At 50.6% G+C, this 14,441-nt stretch carries 15 protein-coding genes; all 15 read right to left on the bottom strand.

Going from position 1 to position 14,441, the window contains the following annotated elements:
• Nucleotides 1–46: 46 nt before the first annotated feature.
• Nucleotides 47–1,018, bottom strand: coding sequence for a F0F1 ATP synthase subunit gamma (locus BUB86_RS14945; protein ID WP_073210965.1), 972 nt, complete (start codon nt 1,016–1,018; stop codon nt 47–49).
• A gap of 6 nt (nt 1,019–1,024) precedes the next feature.
• The gene (atpA, locus tag BUB86_RS14940) at nt 1,025–2,611 is read right to left on the bottom strand and encodes a F0F1 ATP synthase subunit alpha (RefSeq protein ID WP_073210964.1); all 1,587 of its coding nucleotides are present in this window, start codon (nt 2,609–2,611) and stop codon (nt 1,025–1,027) included.
• A 12-nt stretch (nt 2,612–2,623) separates the two neighbouring features.
• Complete coding sequence (locus BUB86_RS14935) at nt 2,624–2,944, bottom strand: four helix bundle protein (RefSeq protein WP_073210959.1); 321 nt, start codon at nt 2,942–2,944, stop codon at nt 2,624–2,626.
• Nucleotides 2,945–2,979: 35 nt separating this feature from the next.
• Nucleotides 2,980–3,516: a F0F1 ATP synthase subunit delta gene (locus BUB86_RS14930; RefSeq protein WP_073210957.1), complete on the bottom strand. Its 537-nt coding sequence runs from the start codon at nt 3,514–3,516 to the stop codon at nt 2,980–2,982.
• Nucleotides 3,517–3,527: 11 nt separating this feature from the next.
• Nucleotides 3,528–4,043 (bottom strand): F0F1 ATP synthase subunit B, encoded by a 516-nt coding sequence (gene atpF / locus BUB86_RS14925; RefSeq protein WP_073210955.1) that lies wholly within the window; start codon nt 4,041–4,043, stop codon nt 3,528–3,530.
• Between the two features lie 37 nt (nt 4,044–4,080).
• A complete protein-coding gene (gene atpE, locus BUB86_RS14920) occupies nt 4,081–4,323 on the bottom strand; it encodes an ATP synthase F0 subunit C (protein WP_073210953.1) in 243 nt (80 codons plus the stop codon).
• Nucleotides 4,324–4,409: 86 nt separating this feature from the next.
• Complete coding sequence (gene atpB / locus BUB86_RS14915; RefSeq protein WP_073210951.1) at nt 4,410–5,465, bottom strand: F0F1 ATP synthase subunit A; 1,056 nt, start codon at nt 5,463–5,465, stop codon at nt 4,410–4,412.
• Nucleotides 5,466–5,472: 7 nt separating this feature from the next.
• A complete protein-coding gene (locus tag BUB86_RS14910) occupies nt 5,473–5,865 on the bottom strand; it encodes a hypothetical protein (protein ID WP_073210949.1) in 393 nt (130 codons plus the stop codon).
• A gap of 5 nt (nt 5,866–5,870) precedes the next feature.
• Nucleotides 5,871–6,125, bottom strand: a complete 255-nt coding sequence (locus BUB86_RS14905) for a F0F1 ATP synthase subunit epsilon (protein ID WP_073210947.1) — start codon at nt 6,123–6,125, stop codon at nt 5,871–5,873.
• Between the two features lie 34 nt (nt 6,126–6,159).
• On the bottom strand, nt 6,160–7,686 hold the full coding sequence (gene atpD, locus BUB86_RS14900) for a F0F1 ATP synthase subunit beta (RefSeq protein ID WP_013063092.1): 1,527 nt from the start codon (nt 7,684–7,686) through the stop codon (nt 6,160–6,162).
• A gap of 46 nt (nt 7,687–7,732) precedes the next feature.
• The gene (locus BUB86_RS14895) at nt 7,733–8,833 is read right to left on the bottom strand and encodes an AAA family ATPase (RefSeq protein ID WP_073210945.1); all 1,101 of its coding nucleotides are present in this window, start codon (nt 8,831–8,833) and stop codon (nt 7,733–7,735) included.
• A gap of 10 nt (nt 8,834–8,843) precedes the next feature.
• Nucleotides 8,844–9,821 carry a 6-phosphofructokinase gene (pfkA, locus tag BUB86_RS14890; protein ID WP_073210943.1) on the bottom strand — a complete coding sequence of 326 codons (978 nt, stop codon included), beginning with the start codon at nt 9,819–9,821 and terminating at the stop codon, nt 8,844–8,846.
• 28 nt (nt 9,822–9,849) lie between these two features.
• Nucleotides 9,850–11,241 (bottom strand): SLC13 family permease, encoded by a 1,392-nt coding sequence (locus BUB86_RS14885; RefSeq protein ID WP_073210940.1) that lies wholly within the window; start codon nt 11,239–11,241, stop codon nt 9,850–9,852.
• 18 nt (nt 11,242–11,259) lie between these two features.
• On the bottom strand, nt 11,260–13,083 hold the full coding sequence (locus BUB86_RS14880) for a transporter substrate-binding domain-containing protein (protein ID WP_073210938.1): 1,824 nt from the start codon (nt 13,081–13,083) through the stop codon (nt 11,260–11,262).
• 78 nt (nt 13,084–13,161) lie between these two features.
• Nucleotides 13,162–13,977 carry a DnaJ domain-containing protein gene (locus BUB86_RS18250; RefSeq protein WP_073210936.1) on the bottom strand — a complete coding sequence of 272 codons (816 nt, stop codon included), beginning with the start codon at nt 13,975–13,977 and terminating at the stop codon, nt 13,162–13,164.
• Nucleotides 13,978–14,441: the final 464 nt, after the last annotated feature.

The raw sequence follows: 14,441 nt of genomic DNA, 5'->3' as shown, positions 1-14,441 counted from the left end.
AAACAATAATCCCTGCCTTAAGTTTGGCAGGGATTATTTGTTGTAATCAGTTGTTCACCGAACCTCCTACAATATCGAGTAGTTCGGAGGTGATGGCTTGCTGACGGCTCTTGTTGTACTGCAAGTTGAGCTCGCGTAGCAACTCGTCGGCATTATCAGTTGCGGTCTGCATGGCCACCATACGGGCAGCATGCTCTGAGGCATTGCTATCCAGCAGGGCTGTGTAGAGCGACAGATGAGCCAGCTTAGGCATGAGCTGCGAGAGAACGGTGTTCATGTCGGGCTCAACGATGAAGTTATCGTTGAGCGGCTTCACATCTTCCTGCTCGCGGTTAGCCTCCTTCTCACCACGCTTCTTCAGGTAGTCCTGACTCTGCTTGGTAGCAAGGTTGCTGGTGAGATCGCGCTCGTGGTCGGCCTGCAATTCACTCTCGATGTCGATAGGCAGAAACGTCTTGCGAGTGAGCACCTGAGAGCCTGCGCTCTTAAAGTGGTGATAGATGAGTTCTACCTTATCTATCTGGCCCTCGGCAAACTTACGTCCCAGCTCCTGCGCTATCTCGATGCACTGCTGCACGTTGGGGTGATCGGCCAGAGCCGAGAACTCGCCCTGCACGTTGAGCCCCATCTTACGAGCCTTCTCGAACACCTTGCGACCTATGGGATAAATCTCCACATTCTGGCGCCCGATGGTTTCGTTATACTCATCAACCACATGCGTCATAAGCTTGATGGTGTTGGCATTGAATCCGCCACACAGCGACGAATTACTAGAGAACACCACCAGAGCAGCACGCTTTACAGGGCGCTCCTGATCATAGACGGTCTGAGCCTCGGCTTCGGCAGCAAGGAACGACTTGAGGATGTGCTCCAACAGCTCCTCGTAAGGCAGCATATTCTGGATAGCTACCTGTGCGTGGTGCAGCTTGCTGGAAGCCACCATCTTCATAGCCGACGTGATCTTTCGCGTGGAATTGACTGAGGCTATGCGGCCTTTAATTTCTTTCAGGCTAGGCATAGGCTATCAGGCTTTATACGTTCCAGCTATGTCGGCCATTACAGCCTCGATGGTATCGGTGGTGGCATCGTCGATCTTTCCGCTAGCCAGCGTCTCGATAACCTCGGGATGAGCTGAGCGCAGCTTGTCGAGGAACGATGTCTGGCACTCGCGTACCTTGGCGATGGGCACCTCACGCATCAGTCCGTGAACACCGCAATACAGTATGGCAATCTGCTCGCCTACTGGCATTGGGCTGTACTGAGGCTGAATGAGCAGCTGGTTGTTCTTACGTCCACGATCCAGAGTCATCGCTGTTACGGCATCCATATCGCTTGAGAACTTAGAGAAGGCCTCGAGCTCGCGATACTGTGCCTGGTCGATCTTCAGCGTACCAGCCACCTTCTTCATAGACTTGATCTGTGCCGAACCACCCACACGAGATACCGAGATACCTACGTTGATGGCAGGACGGAAGCCCTGGTTGAAGAGGTCGCTCTCCAAGAATATCTGACCATCGGTAATAGAGATAACGTTGGTTGGGATGTAAGCCGATACGTCACCAGCCTGAGTCTCGATGATAGGCAGCGCGGTAAGCGAGCCACCACCACGAACATGCCCCTTCATACACTCGGGCAGGTCGTTCATCTGCTCGGCCACCTCCTGCTGCTCGTTCATCTTAGCTGCACGCTCCAAAAGGCGTGAGTGCAGATAGAACACATCACCAGGATAAGCCTCACGTCCTGAAGGACGGCGCAGAATCAACGATACCTCACGATAGGCTACAGCCTGCTTCGAAAGGTCGTCGTAGACAACCAGTGCTGGCAGACCGCGATCGCGGAAGTACTCACCGATAGCGGCTCCCGCAAATGGTGCATAGTACTGCATAGCAGCAGGATCGGCTGCGGTAGCGGCTACCACGATGGTGTAAGGCATAGCGCCGTGCTCCTGCAGAGTAGATACCAGAGCAGCAACGGTACTGGCCTTCTGGCCGATGGCTACATAGATACAATAGACAGGCTTGCCTGCCTCGTAGAAACTCTTCTGATTGATGATGGTATCAACGGCGATAGCGGTCTTACCCGTCTGGCGGTCGCCGATGATCAACTCGCGCTGACCGCGACCGATGGGGATCATCGAGTCAATAGCCTTCAATCCTGTCTGCAGAGGCTCCTTAACGGGCTGGCGGTAGATAACACCAGGGGCCTTACGATCAAGCGGCATCTCGAAAGCGTCGCTCAGGTCGATATCACCCTTACCGTCGATAGCTTGTCCCAGCGGATTGATAACGCGTCCCAGCATGTTATCGTTGACACGGATAGAGGCGATACGCTTGGTACGCTTAACTACCATGCCCTCTTTGATGCCCGAGGTAGTGCCCAGCAGCACACAGCCCACGTTGTCCTCCTCGAGGTTCATAACGATAGCCATAGTGCCGTTTTCAAACTCCAGCAGCTCGTTGGCCTCGGCGTTGCGCAGTCCATAGATGCGGGCTACACCATCGCTCACTGTGAGCACGGTTCCCACCTCGTCGAACTTCTCAGCATCCGATATACCTTTCAACTGGTCGAGCAGTACCTGCGAAACTTCGCTTGGTTTAATCTTATCTGACATTTTTTAATATATTTATTGAACATTGATGATTGAACATTGAACATTAAAAGCCACTTGACTTTGAAGATTTGAAAACGATGACTCGTGCAATAGTTCAAGCCAATACTGGCTCTCATCAGCCTCCTTCAAAGCAATATTCATCTTGTTGATAAAATCAGCTTTGCTCTGAGCATTAACGCTTTCACGTACATTTGCACCAATACTTGTTCCACTTCTCAACAATTGAGTTGACATTACATACTCCTTCTTATCCTCCTTCAAATAAGTGTAAAGCTTGATTATCCGAAGGGCGAAGGATTTAGAGATTAACAATATCTGATTGTCTGCTCGCATATAATGTTCAATCTTCAATGTTCAATGTTCAATAATTACTTACTTAACTTAGTGAGTATTGAGTTGAGTTTGGTCTTGACACTGGCGTCCATGCGGTAGGTGTCGTACTCCAGGATGAAGCCGCCGATGATATCGGGGTTTACCTGCGACTCAAACTCCACTGTTCCATTAGTTTTACTCTCCACCATGCAGCGCATTTTCTGCTCCGTTTCGGGAGATACGGCTGCTGCGGTGATGAGACGTCCGCGAATGATATTCTTCTGCTGGCGGTAAAGCGTGACGTACGAATTGGCGATGAACTGCATCACACTCTCGCGATCCTCCTTCAGCACCAGGCTGATAAAGGCTTTAGTAAGATCAGAAGGCGTCTTGCCTGCTGCTGTTTGCAGCAAAGCCTCCTTCTTATCCTTCGAGAGCATGGGGTTGTCAATCGTAGAGCGCAACTGAGGCACCTCGATGTAGCTCTTGGCTATCTGCTGCATCTCGGCATAAACCTGCTGCTCTATCTTGGCGTCGGTAGCACTATGCAAAAGTGCTCGTGCGTATCTTACCGATATGACTCCTATATCCATACGTACATTACTTATTTATCAGTAGAAACATCATCCAGCATACGGTCGATCAAATCCATCTGCGACTTATCGTCCTTCAGGTTCTGTCGTAGAACCTTCTCAGCGATGCCCACACTAAGTGCGGCAACCTGCTGACGGATGTCGGCGATAGCGGCCTTCTTCTCCTGTTCGATAGCCACACGGGCATCTTCCAAGAGTCGGGCGCCTTCTGCCCTCGCCTTCTCCTGAGCCTGCTCCACAATAGCGTCGCGAGTCTCGGCAGCCTCTTTCAGAATCTGAGCCTGCTTGGCGCGAGCCTCCTGCAAGATGGATTCTCCCTCCTTCTCGATGTTAGCTAAACGCTCCTGGGCCTCATGGGCCTTCTTGAGACTGTCCTCAATGTATCGGTTTCGTTCTTCTACCATACCTACGATGGCAGGGAAACCGTACTTGGCAAGCACGAAGAAGACTACGGCAAACGCCAGAAGCATCCAGAACAGAAGTCCCAGATCGGGGGTGAGGATTGCTGGCAGTTTACTGAAATCCATATAAATTCAATTTTTTGAATTCTTCTAACTCTCTTATTTACTTGATCAAGAATGCACAAGCAGCAATAGCGAAAAGGGCACAACCCTCAACGAATGCAGAGGTAAGAATCATGTTTGTCTGAATCTTGCTAGTAGCCTCTGGCTGACGAGCAATAGCGTCCATAGCGCTACCACCAATCTTACCAATACCCAAACCTGCACCAATTGTTGCAATACCTGCTCCGATACCGCAGCCCAGCTGAGCCAGACCCTCGGCTAAAAATAATGCTGAAATCATAATTTTTTAATTTTTTTAAGTTGTTATTAATGATAAATTTTTCTATTTTAAGGAGTTTATCGACTTCGTCGAAGGAGTTAACTCCCATTTTACTCCGCATGATGCTCTTTATGAGCCAGGCCGATAAACACGGCACTCAACATAGTGAACACATAAGCCTGAACAAAGGCTACCAGCAACTCGAGTGCATTCATAAACAGAAGCATGATGATGCTGAAGATGTTCAACCCCATACCGAATCCTACCCCCATTGACCAACCGAGGAAGATAACGCAGGTGAACGAAAGTATCACAGCGTGACCAGCCATCATGTTGGCAAAGAGACGGATCATCAGAGCAAACGGCTTAGTAAACACTCCGAAAAGCTCGATAAGAGGCATGACCGGAGCTGGATAGGCCTTGAGGAACAGAGGAACCTCGGGCCAGAAAATCTCCTTCCAGTACTCCTTGTTGGCAAAAAGGTTGATGGCAAGCATCGTGCACACAGCCAGGAAGAATGTGATATTGATGTTACCAGTAACGTTGGCACCGCCTGGGAATACAGGAATCAGTCCGATGAGATTACAGGTGAGGATGAAGAAGAACACCGTGAGCAGATAAGGAGCATACGGACGGTAGTGCTTCTCACCTATCGACGACTTGATGAGGTCATCATGTATCGTCATCACGATCATCTCCATAGCCCCCACAAATCCCTTAGGAGCCTCACTCTTAGCGTCGTGCGTCTTATACCAGCGGGCACAGCTCAGGAATACCACGATGAGTACAGCCACCACAATCCATATCTGAAGCACACTTTTGGTGATGCTCAGATCCAGTGGGCGAACCTCCTCACCACCTACACGCTCGTATATCTTGCCATGATGCTCTTCGCTGAAGAAGAACTGACTGGGCAGGCTGTGAGCGGTGCAGAAGTACCACTTCTGTCCTGGATTATCACTCGCACTACGAAGGATGATGGGCAGCGGAATGCTGATATGGTGGCCCTGGTAGCTGGCGATATGCCACTCGTATGAGTCGGCAAGGTGCTCAAGTACAATCTCGGGGATGTCGAGCTCCTCACCTTCGGCACTCTCGCTGGCCAAGGCTGCTGTAGGCAGCAGCGCTACCATCATCAGGAGGATTATCGTTTTTAATCTTTTCATTACTTACTTATCTATTATTAATTCTGGCGAAGAAGATAGAGTGGTGAATCAGCATTGCAAAATAGAACGCTATAAACACCAGGAAGAACTGTAGCATAGAATCCTGATTATCAACCAGATAATAGACAAACATCACTGCCAGAGCCAACAGCAGACGAAAGCCTGACACCGCCGTAAAGAACGTGGGCAGACTGTCGGGCGAGCTCTGGGCTATACGTTTCCATATCTGTGAGATGGCTACGCATGTCACCAGCGAGAACACCACACTCACGATGATGGGCGTCAGCAAGTCGAGAAACCATATCTGCATCACCATTAGGCCTACAAGTGCCAAGGCTACTGTCGTCATCAGGCCGTAACGCATATATGCTATACTCAACTTCTTGATATTATTTGTCATTATTATTACTCCTTGTTTGCTTTCAGTTCCACGCAAAGACTAACCTCATTCTTCTGCACTGCCACGAATCCGCCTTGTATCTCCAGTTGCTGCTTGCCTTCGGCTGTGGTATAAACCACCTCGCCGCCCTGCAGGGTAGAGATGATGGGGGCGTGATCGGTGAGTATCTCGAACTGGCCCATTGTGCCTGGAACGAGAACGCTCTCTACAGCGCCGTCGAACTCAATCTTTTCCGGAGAAACAATCTTAAGCTGCAACATAAGTCATTGAACATTGAACATTGAACATTGACCATTAAGCTTTTGCAGCTTCGAGCAGTTTCTTCGCTTTCTCCTTGGCATCCTCGATAGTACCTACGTTCAGGAATGCCTGCTCTGGCAGATCGTCTACCTCGCCATCGAGAATAGCGTTGAAGCCCTTGATAGTCTCTTCGATAGGCACCATCACACCTGGCAGACCAGTGAACTGAGATGCTACAGAGAATGGCTGACTCAAGAAACGCTGTACACGACGTGCACGGTTCACGGTGAGTTTGTCTTCGTCTGAGAGCTCGTCCATACCCAGAATAGCGATGATGTCCTGCAACTCCTTGTAGCGCTGCAGAATCTCCTTCACACGCTGTGCACAATCGTAGTGAGCCTTACCCACAATCAGCGGATCGAGGATACGCGATGTAGAACCCAGTGGGTCAACAGCTGGATAGATACCCAGCTCAGCAATCTTACGATCCAGTACGGTGGTAGCATCAAGGTGGGTAAAGGTGGTAGCTGGAGCAGGGTCGGTCAAGTCGTCGGCAGGCACGTATACAGCCTGTACTGATGTGATAGAACCCGTCTTGGTAGATGTGATACGCTCCTGCATCGAACCCATCTCTGATGCCAGTGTGGGCTGATAACCTACGGCTGATGGCATACGTCCCAGCAGGGCCGATACCTCAGAACCTGCCTGAGTGAAACGGAAGATGTTGTCGATGAAGAACAGGATATCGGCAGCACCGCCGTCCTTACCGCCACCATCGCGGAATCCCTCAGCTACGGTCAGTCCTGAAAGGGCTACTGATGCACGTGCGCCTGGTGGCTCGTTCATCTGTCCGTAAACCAGTGTGGCCTGGCTCTTCTTCAGCTCCTCAGGGTCAACGAGACTCAAATCCCACTTACCCTGATCCATAGCCTCGCGGAACTTCTCGCCATAGCGGATAACGCCACTCTCAATCATCTCGCGGATCAGGTCGTTACCCTCACGGGTGCGCTCTCCCACTCCAGCGAATACTGAGAATCCGTTGTGTCCCTTAGCAATGTTGTTAATCAGCTCCATAATGAGCACCGTCTTACCTACACCAGCACCTCCGAAGAGTCCGATCTTACCACCCTTCATGTAGGGCTCCAGCAGGTCGATCACCTTGATACCTGTGGCCAGAATCTCCTTCTTGGTCGACAGTTCCTCGAATGTTGGTGCCTCGCGATGGATGGGGTAAGCACCCTCCATGTCGAGCTGTTTCATACCGTCGATAGGCTGTCCGATAACGTTCAGCATTCTACCTTTAATCTGATCGCCTGCAGGCATCACGATAGGTGAACCCAGAGGGATCGCTTCCAGTCCGCGATGCAGTCCGTCGGTATTGTCCATAGCCACACAGCGCACCGTATCCTCGCCGATGTGCTGCTGCACCTCGACAATCAGGTCGCGCCCGTCGCCACGATCAATCTTCAGAGCATCGTAAATCTTTGGCAACACCTTTTCGGCATCCTGGCCTTCGGTATCGAAGTAAACGTCGATAACCGGGCCGATAATCTGCGAAATGTGTCCAGTAATTTGTGACATACGCTGTTAATTTTTAAGTTATTATGATTCTATTGTTCTATTTATTCTATCTTCTCAGTGCGATGTTATAGTTCAGATACTTCGAGTTGCCCGTCACATCCTCCAGCACCTTCACAAATGGCGGGAAGTTCACGGTTTCCTGCTCAGTTACGCCCTTGGTCTCCATCATCACCAGATTGTTCACGGGCTCCATAAAGGTGTCAACCTCGAAGAACTGCCCCTTCCAGATAAAGCTCTGGCGCTTCTTGCGGATGGTGCAGCGATAGGGGTCGGCCTGCGACAGCATCTGCTCGTACAGGTTGTTGTCCACCTGGCGCTCTGTCTCAATCACCTCGTTGTCGTTGATGCGTTTCTTCGAGCGGTGCACGTTCACCACCTTTCCTCCACTCCACTCACGGCGGCGCAATCTTACCTCGTTGCCTGGCTCTGTTACCAGATAGGTCTGGGTAATCATGCTTACCGAGCACTCGGGTATCTCGCCTGTCAGCTCCACGCGGAATATACGTTCCTGCTGGGCCTGCTGGGGCAATCCTACCACTTTCGATATCTCAGATAGCACGCGGTTCAGCTTGTTCTCAAAATCGTCGTGGTTGTTGATGACACGCAGATGTGGATGACCGGTCCAGGCCTTGATTACCTTCTTATCCAGCTCGCGGGCTATGCGCAGTCCCTCTTCGTTGGCCTGTTCATAGCGCGTGGCGTTGGTGGCTGTAGTATAGAACTGTTCAGCACCGTCGGCCGCGCTCACCAGGTGCAGTACGGCATCGTAGCTCTCGCGCAGCTCATTACTGTTGGTACCGGCCATACGTGTTATCTCGTCCCACTCTTCGGGCTTGATATAGGCCGATATGTCCATAGCGCCACGATCGCATACGATGAGTACAGGTTTCTCGCACACTTCTGCCAACTTCATAAATTGGTTCTCCAGCGCCAGCTGAGTCTCAAGTATAGCTCGTTCGCCCTGGTAGTACAGGTCGCGGTTAGGCGTCAGATAGTTCCATCCTGCGGTGCTGTAGATGGTAGGCACCTCGGGCACGTTAAACACCTTGTAGCCGAATCCCGAGAAGTACTCAGTTATCTTCACCAGCGCTGTAGTCTTACCAGCACAAGGCCCTCCTGTCAATACTATCTTCTTTATATCAGGCATCAATGTTCAATTAAATTGAAAGTTCATCAAGAACTTTGATGAGTCGCTTGTCGAAGCGTTTGTCCGTACGTATACACTCGCTGAATGGCACGTAAACCACCTCGTTGTTTCTCACGCCAATCATACAGTTACGCTGTCCCTGCTTAATGGCCTCGATAGCACCAACACCAGTAATCGAAGCCAGAATGCGGTCGCGAGCTGATGGTGTACCGCCACGCTGCAGGTGCCCAAGAATAGATACACGTACATCAAACTCTGGGAACTCCTTTTTAACACGGTCGGCATAGTACAGAGCGCCACACTTTGGACTCTCTGACACAATCACGATACATGATTTCTTCGACTTACGAATACCTCGACTCATAAACTGTGCCAGCTGGTCAACATCTGTAGCCTCCTCGGGCACGATGGCAGCCTCTGCTCCACAGGCAATAGCGCAGTTCTGTGCCAAGAAACCAGCATCACGGCCCATCACCTCAACAAAGAAAATGCGCTCGTGAGAGTTGGCAGTATCTCGAATACGGTCTACACACTCCATAATAGTGTTCATGGTGGTGTCGTAGCCAATGGTATTATCTGTACCATAGAGGTCGTTGTCGATAGTTCCAGGCAGGCCGATAACGGGCATATCGTACTCTACTCCGAACTTCCAGGCTCCTGTGAGCGATCCGTTACCACCGATAACCACCAGTGCATCAATTTCTTCCTTTACAATGGTCTCGTAGGCCTTCTGCATTCCCTCGGGTGTCATAAACTCCTTTGAGCGCGCAGTTTTCAGGATAGTACCTCCACGAGTCACGATACCACTAACATTTTCAGTAGAAAAAGTCTGAACTTCGTCGTTAATCAATCCCTCATAACCACGATATATTCCTTTGATATTAAAACCATTATAGATACCGGCACGTGTCACAGCACGTATGGCAGCATTCATTCCTGGTGCATCGCCTCCCGACGTCAGAATACCAATCGTCTTAATCTTTCCCATATTACTATTTCCTTTCTATTGTTGTTAGTTATATAAAATTCACTTCCAGCCACAGCACCAGCAGTCCTATCAGCGAGCCAGCCAGTACCTTCAGCGTCAGGTTCTTTACATACCAGCCCAGCTTGATGTGCTCCATCTTCATCAGCGCCAGTCCGCTCACCGAGCCCACGCTCAGCAGGCAACCGCCCACAGCGGTACAGTAGGCTATAATCTTCCAGTAGGCACCGTTAGTCACGAAGTTCTCGGCATACGAGCCCACCATCGCAGCGTCTTTTATCGGGTAGAGCGAGATGTCGCTCATGGCTATCGTAAACGAGTCGACCACGCCACTCAGCAGTCCTGATACCACACCCAGCACCCATACGTTGCCTGTGGTATTGTCTATCCATTGTGCCACATCGGCAAACACGCCCGTCTCTGTTACCACACCCATAGCCAGCATGATACCCATCACAAACAGTATCTGCTGCAGTGTGCCATATTGCACTGATCTTGGTGTCAGTCGTTGCAGCATCTGGTCAGCGCTCATCAGCTTGCGGTTCATCACCTCGTTTACCACCCACAGCACGCTCAGCACGCACAGTGCGCCCAGGAATGGCGACAGCTTAGTAATATTGTGGAAGGTAGGTATAAACCACAGTCCGCCTATGCCCACAAACAGCATCACCACGCGCTGCCAAGGCAGCAGGTTGGTATCGTCGCCACGGAATGGCATGGGTGCCCACTGTGTGTCCAGTCTGTCGGGCAGTTCGCGATTTATCAGTATCGTAGGCACAATCCATGCCAGCAGCACGGGCAGCGCCATATAGGCGGTATATCTCGATGCCGTGATGGCTCCGTCGCCCCAGAGCACTAGCGTGGTTGGGTCGCCAATAACCGTGAGGCATCCGCCGCAGTTGGCAGCTATCACGATGGCTGCACCTATCAGCATGCGCTGTCGGCGGTTCTGCACGATTGAGTGCATAATCACCAGCATCATCGTGGCTGTAGTCAGGTTGTCAAGATTGGCCGAGAGTATAAAAGTGGCCAGTGTGATGGTCCATAACAGTCGCTTCGAGTTGCGTGTCTTGATCCATTTGGTCACAAAGTCAAAGCATCCGTTGTTATGCAGAATCTCTACGATACTCATCGTGGCCAGCAGAAACATCACGATGCTGGCAGCACGCCCTACATAATATAAGAATACATTATTATATATATAATACTTCACCGCCTCGCTCGATGGCAGGTCACCGTTCAGATACAGCCAGTAGTCCTCAGCATGTCGCTGCATCACGAAGTCAGTGCCATAGCAGATATATACCACCCACCCCACTGTACCGATAAAGATAGCGATAGCGCTCTTGTTCACCCCAGTGGTGTGCCCAGTAGCAATCACAACGTATCCTAACAGCAGTAGTATTACAATAATCAGTGTCATTTTCTATTTATCCTCTCCCTAGTTTAAAATCTCAGTAGGCGTCCAATACCAGAATATCGTACCTCTGCCGTCTTCTGCATTGTCGCGTGCACCTATTTTACCATTACAACGGTCTATGATGGCCTTACATACGCTCAGTCCCAGTCCTGGGTTCTCCTGACTCTCATCGTGTGTGTATGTATTGCGGTCGCTCAGCAGGCCGAATAAGTTTGCTTTCAGTTTCTCAGGCAGTCCGTCGCCAGTATCCTTTACTTCTACGTACATACCTCCTTCTTTCACGTAGTACGTCAGTTTTATTCTGCCCTCCTTGGTATGCTGCACAGCATTGTCAAGCAGATGCATGGTAACCACCTTCAGCAGTTTCTTGTCTACCAGCGCGCGCATTCCGTCTATAGGTTCTTCCACCTCCAGCACCACGCCTTCGTGCAGCTGTGGACGTATCTCTGCCACATACTGCCCCATCTCGTAGTCCACATCTGTCACCTCGCGCTGGAACAGCTGACTCTTTCCTTCTATATCGCTCAGCGACAGCAGCTCGTTAATCATGTGCAGCAGGTCGAGTCCGTTCTTGTTAATCAGCTGCAGCAGGTTGTCGCGCTCCTCTCGGGGCAGCGCATTGTCGTCCATCGTCATCAGCAGGTCGCTAAATCCGATGATAGCGTTCAGCGGTGTGCGCAGCGAGTGACTCATGTTGCCCATGAATATATCCTTCAGCTCCTCACTCTTGCGGGCGGCATCGGCAGCTTCGTTCGCTTTCTGTTCGCTCTGACGGGCAGCCTCGGCAGCCTCGTTGGCTTTCTGCTCGTTCTGGCGGGCTATCTCGGCACTCTTTCTGGCCGCTTCCTCGCTCTGTCGAGCCAGCTCTTCGCTCTGCTTGGCCTTCTCTTCGTTAGCGCGCGCTATCTCCTCGCTCTTGCGGGCAGCTTCCTCGCTAGCCTTGGCAGCTTCTTCGCTGGCCTTGGCTTTCTCCTCGTTGTCTCGGGCCAACTCCAGCGCCTTCTTCAGCTGCTGCTTGTTCCTGTTCTGCGTTATGATGATACCCACCATCACAGCAAATACAAATGCTGTCAGCGCGTACCACACCCAGCGCGGAATGATCAGCCCGTCAAAGTGCGATGCCACGTTGCCGTACACCTCTTCCATCACACCCTCGGCCTCCATTTTGTCCAGTTCAACGTTAATGGCGTCTATCAGCTTCTTGTTGCGACTCACATAGCAGTATTCGCGTGGTGTCAGCGTCAGATCTTCGGCCACCAGGTTGTCAAGATGGTGTTTAGCCATCAGATATTTGGCCTGATAGCGATAGCAGATCACGGCATCATACTCGCCTGCAGCCAGGTCGGTCATCGCCTTTGTCAGGTCGTACACCACTACTATCTTGGCTCCGCTCTTCTTCAGCGTGTCTACCACAGGGCGGCTCTGCATCAGCGCTATCTCCAGCTTCTTCACGTCGCGCAGCCCGTAGTTCTTGCGCTCGCCCTTACGTGTCACTATCTGATAATAGAGTCTGAGCACCGCTCTCGAGTAGTTGATGGTGTCCTTGCGGTATGGCGAATACACCATCATGGCCAGATCTACCTTTCCCTGAATCACGTCGCCAGCGATGGCAGCCCACTTGTTAGGCTTAAACGTCATCGGTATGGCCATGCGATTCATCAGCAGCTTGGCAAACTCCACGTCTACGCCGCTGGGCACGCCGTTATTGTCCACATACTCCAGCGGTGGATAGTCCTGGTCTATGCCCAGTAGCAATGGTTTTTCTTGCGTGTAGCCCAGATTGTCAGCATTCACCGCAGTGGCAAACGTTATCAGCAGCAGTATATAGTACAATCTAAGCTTCATAGTTCCTAATCATTAATCAGTGGCAAAGTTAGATAAAATACTTTAAACCACCAAACTTTTTCTTGAAAAAGTGCAAAATCACAGTCCTCTAGCCTTCCAGATGCGCTCTTTGGCGGCATTTATCTCCTGAAATTTCTTCTCTGCAGCCTTGCGCACGTCGTCGCCCAGCGCCGCCACCTTGTCGGGGTGATGCTCTAGCGCCAGCTTGCGGTAAGCCCTCTTCAGCTCATCGTCGCTCGCATCGGGGCTCACGCCCAGCACCTTATAGGCATCCTCCAGTGTGCCGCTGCCCAGGTGTAGCATCTGGTCCACCTCGCTGGTGTTCAGCCCCATCCACTGTGCAGCCTCCTTCAGCGCCGTTATCTCGCTCTGGGGCACGCTACCGTCGGCCTTGGCCACCATCACCAGGAAGTTCAGCAGCTGCAGGCGCTGACTGTAGTCCATTTGTCGGTTTATTTGACTACAGCAGTCTCTCACCGTCTGTTTAAACTGCTGCCATCCTTCGCGCTTCTGTTCCTCAAACAGTCGGTTCAGTATCTCGTTACCCTGCTGCACGGCTGTGGCACCAAAGTTCTGTCGCAGCATCTGCCTCACCAGCTCCATCTCGCTGTGCATCGCCTTTCCGTCGGCTTTGATGATATAGCTCGACAGCACAAGCAGCGCAAACAGAAAGCTGTTTCTATCTCCCTGCTGCTGTCGCTGGCGATACGCCTGCTGGTAAGCATTGTTGTAATCCTCGTACGACGCATGCTGCCATGTACCGCTATTGTCAGGATTATTCACACCATCTAGCATGCTATCAAATACCGAGCCTAGCAGATAGCCAGCCAGCGCCCCTAGCGGACCTCCAGCCATCCATCCTATAAACCCACCTATCCATTTTCCTTTAGCCATAATTATCTTCTAAATAACGTAAAAACTGCCTGCAAAGATAGTACTTTTTTACTTTGCAGGCAAGTTTTTAAACATTATTTCTTTCTTTTTTTCTTATTAACGTTTATTGGTGTACTATGTGGAAATGCCTCGCTATATGCAGCATCGAGCGCTTTCAGATTAACCTTTTCAGTAAAGGTGTCAACGATTCCAGTAAAGAGTCAACTTATTCAGTAAAGCGGCTGTCAACTATATCAGGAAAAAAGCAATAAACTGTCAACCAAAATGGTTCTTCTGCAATTTAGTTGAAAAGAACGATAGTTTATCGGCTATATCAATCGCGATTTATTCTATCTAGTTTGGCAAGATTTGCGAATGGTTTTATTTATATATAATTAACTGACAATCAATAATATACGTTGCAAAAATATTAGGATATTTGACAAATTTTTCGTAACTTTATATCGCCAAACATAAAGGAAAAA

It is taken from the genome of Xylanibacter ruminicola, from assembly GCF_900142525.1.
GTDB classification, from domain to species: Bacteria; Bacteroidota; Bacteroidia; order Bacteroidales; family Bacteroidaceae; genus Prevotella; species Prevotella ruminicola_A.
The sequence above is the reverse complement of the archived record's forward strand: the minus strand, read 5'-3'. Positions and strand labels throughout refer to the sequence as shown.

Coding starts and splice junctions, on each gene's coding strand:
- BUB86_RS14905 (WP_073210947.1), bottom strand. CDS start 6,125: ATGTTGCAGCTTAAGATTGTTTCTCCGGAAAAGATTGAGTTCGACGGC.
- atpA (WP_073210964.1), bottom strand. CDS start 2,611: ATGTCAGATAAGATTAAACCAAGCGAAGTTTCGCAGGTACTGCTCGAC.
- BUB86_RS14910 (WP_073210949.1), bottom strand. CDS start 5,865: ATGACAAATAATATCAAGAAGTTGAGTATAGCATATATGCGTTACGGC.
- atpB (WP_073210951.1), bottom strand. CDS start 5,465: ATGAAAAGATTAAAAACGATAATCCTCCTGATGATGGTAGCGCTGCTG.
- BUB86_RS14930 (WP_073210957.1), bottom strand. CDS start 3,516: ATGGATATAGGAGTCATATCGGTAAGATACGCACGAGCACTTTTGCAT.
- BUB86_RS14880 (WP_073210938.1), bottom strand. CDS start 13,083: ATGAAGCTTAGATTGTACTATATACTGCTGCTGATAACGTTTGCCACT.
- BUB86_RS14885 (WP_073210940.1), bottom strand. CDS start 11,241: ATGACACTGATTATTGTAATACTACTGCTGTTAGGATACGTTGTGATT.
- atpD (WP_013063092.1), bottom strand. CDS start 7,686: ATGTCACAAATTACTGGACACATTTCGCAGATTATCGGCCCGGTTATC.
- atpF (WP_073210955.1), bottom strand. CDS start 4,043: ATGGATTTCAGTAAACTGCCAGCAATCCTCACCCCCGATCTGGGACTT.
- BUB86_RS14945 (WP_073210965.1), bottom strand. CDS start 1,018: ATGCCTAGCCTGAAAGAAATTAAAGGCCGCATAGCCTCAGTCAATTCC.
- pfkA (WP_073210943.1), bottom strand. CDS start 9,821: ATGGGAAAGATTAAGACGATTGGTATTCTGACGTCGGGAGGCGATGCA.
- BUB86_RS14895 (WP_073210945.1), bottom strand. CDS start 8,833: ATGCCTGATATAAAGAAGATAGTATTGACAGGAGGGCCTTGTGCTGGT.
- BUB86_RS14935 (WP_073210959.1), bottom strand. CDS start 2,944: ATGCGAGCAGACAATCAGATATTGTTAATCTCTAAATCCTTCGCCCTT.
- BUB86_RS18250 (WP_073210936.1), bottom strand. CDS start 13,977: ATGGCTAAAGGAAAATGGATAGGTGGGTTTATAGGATGGATGGCTGGA.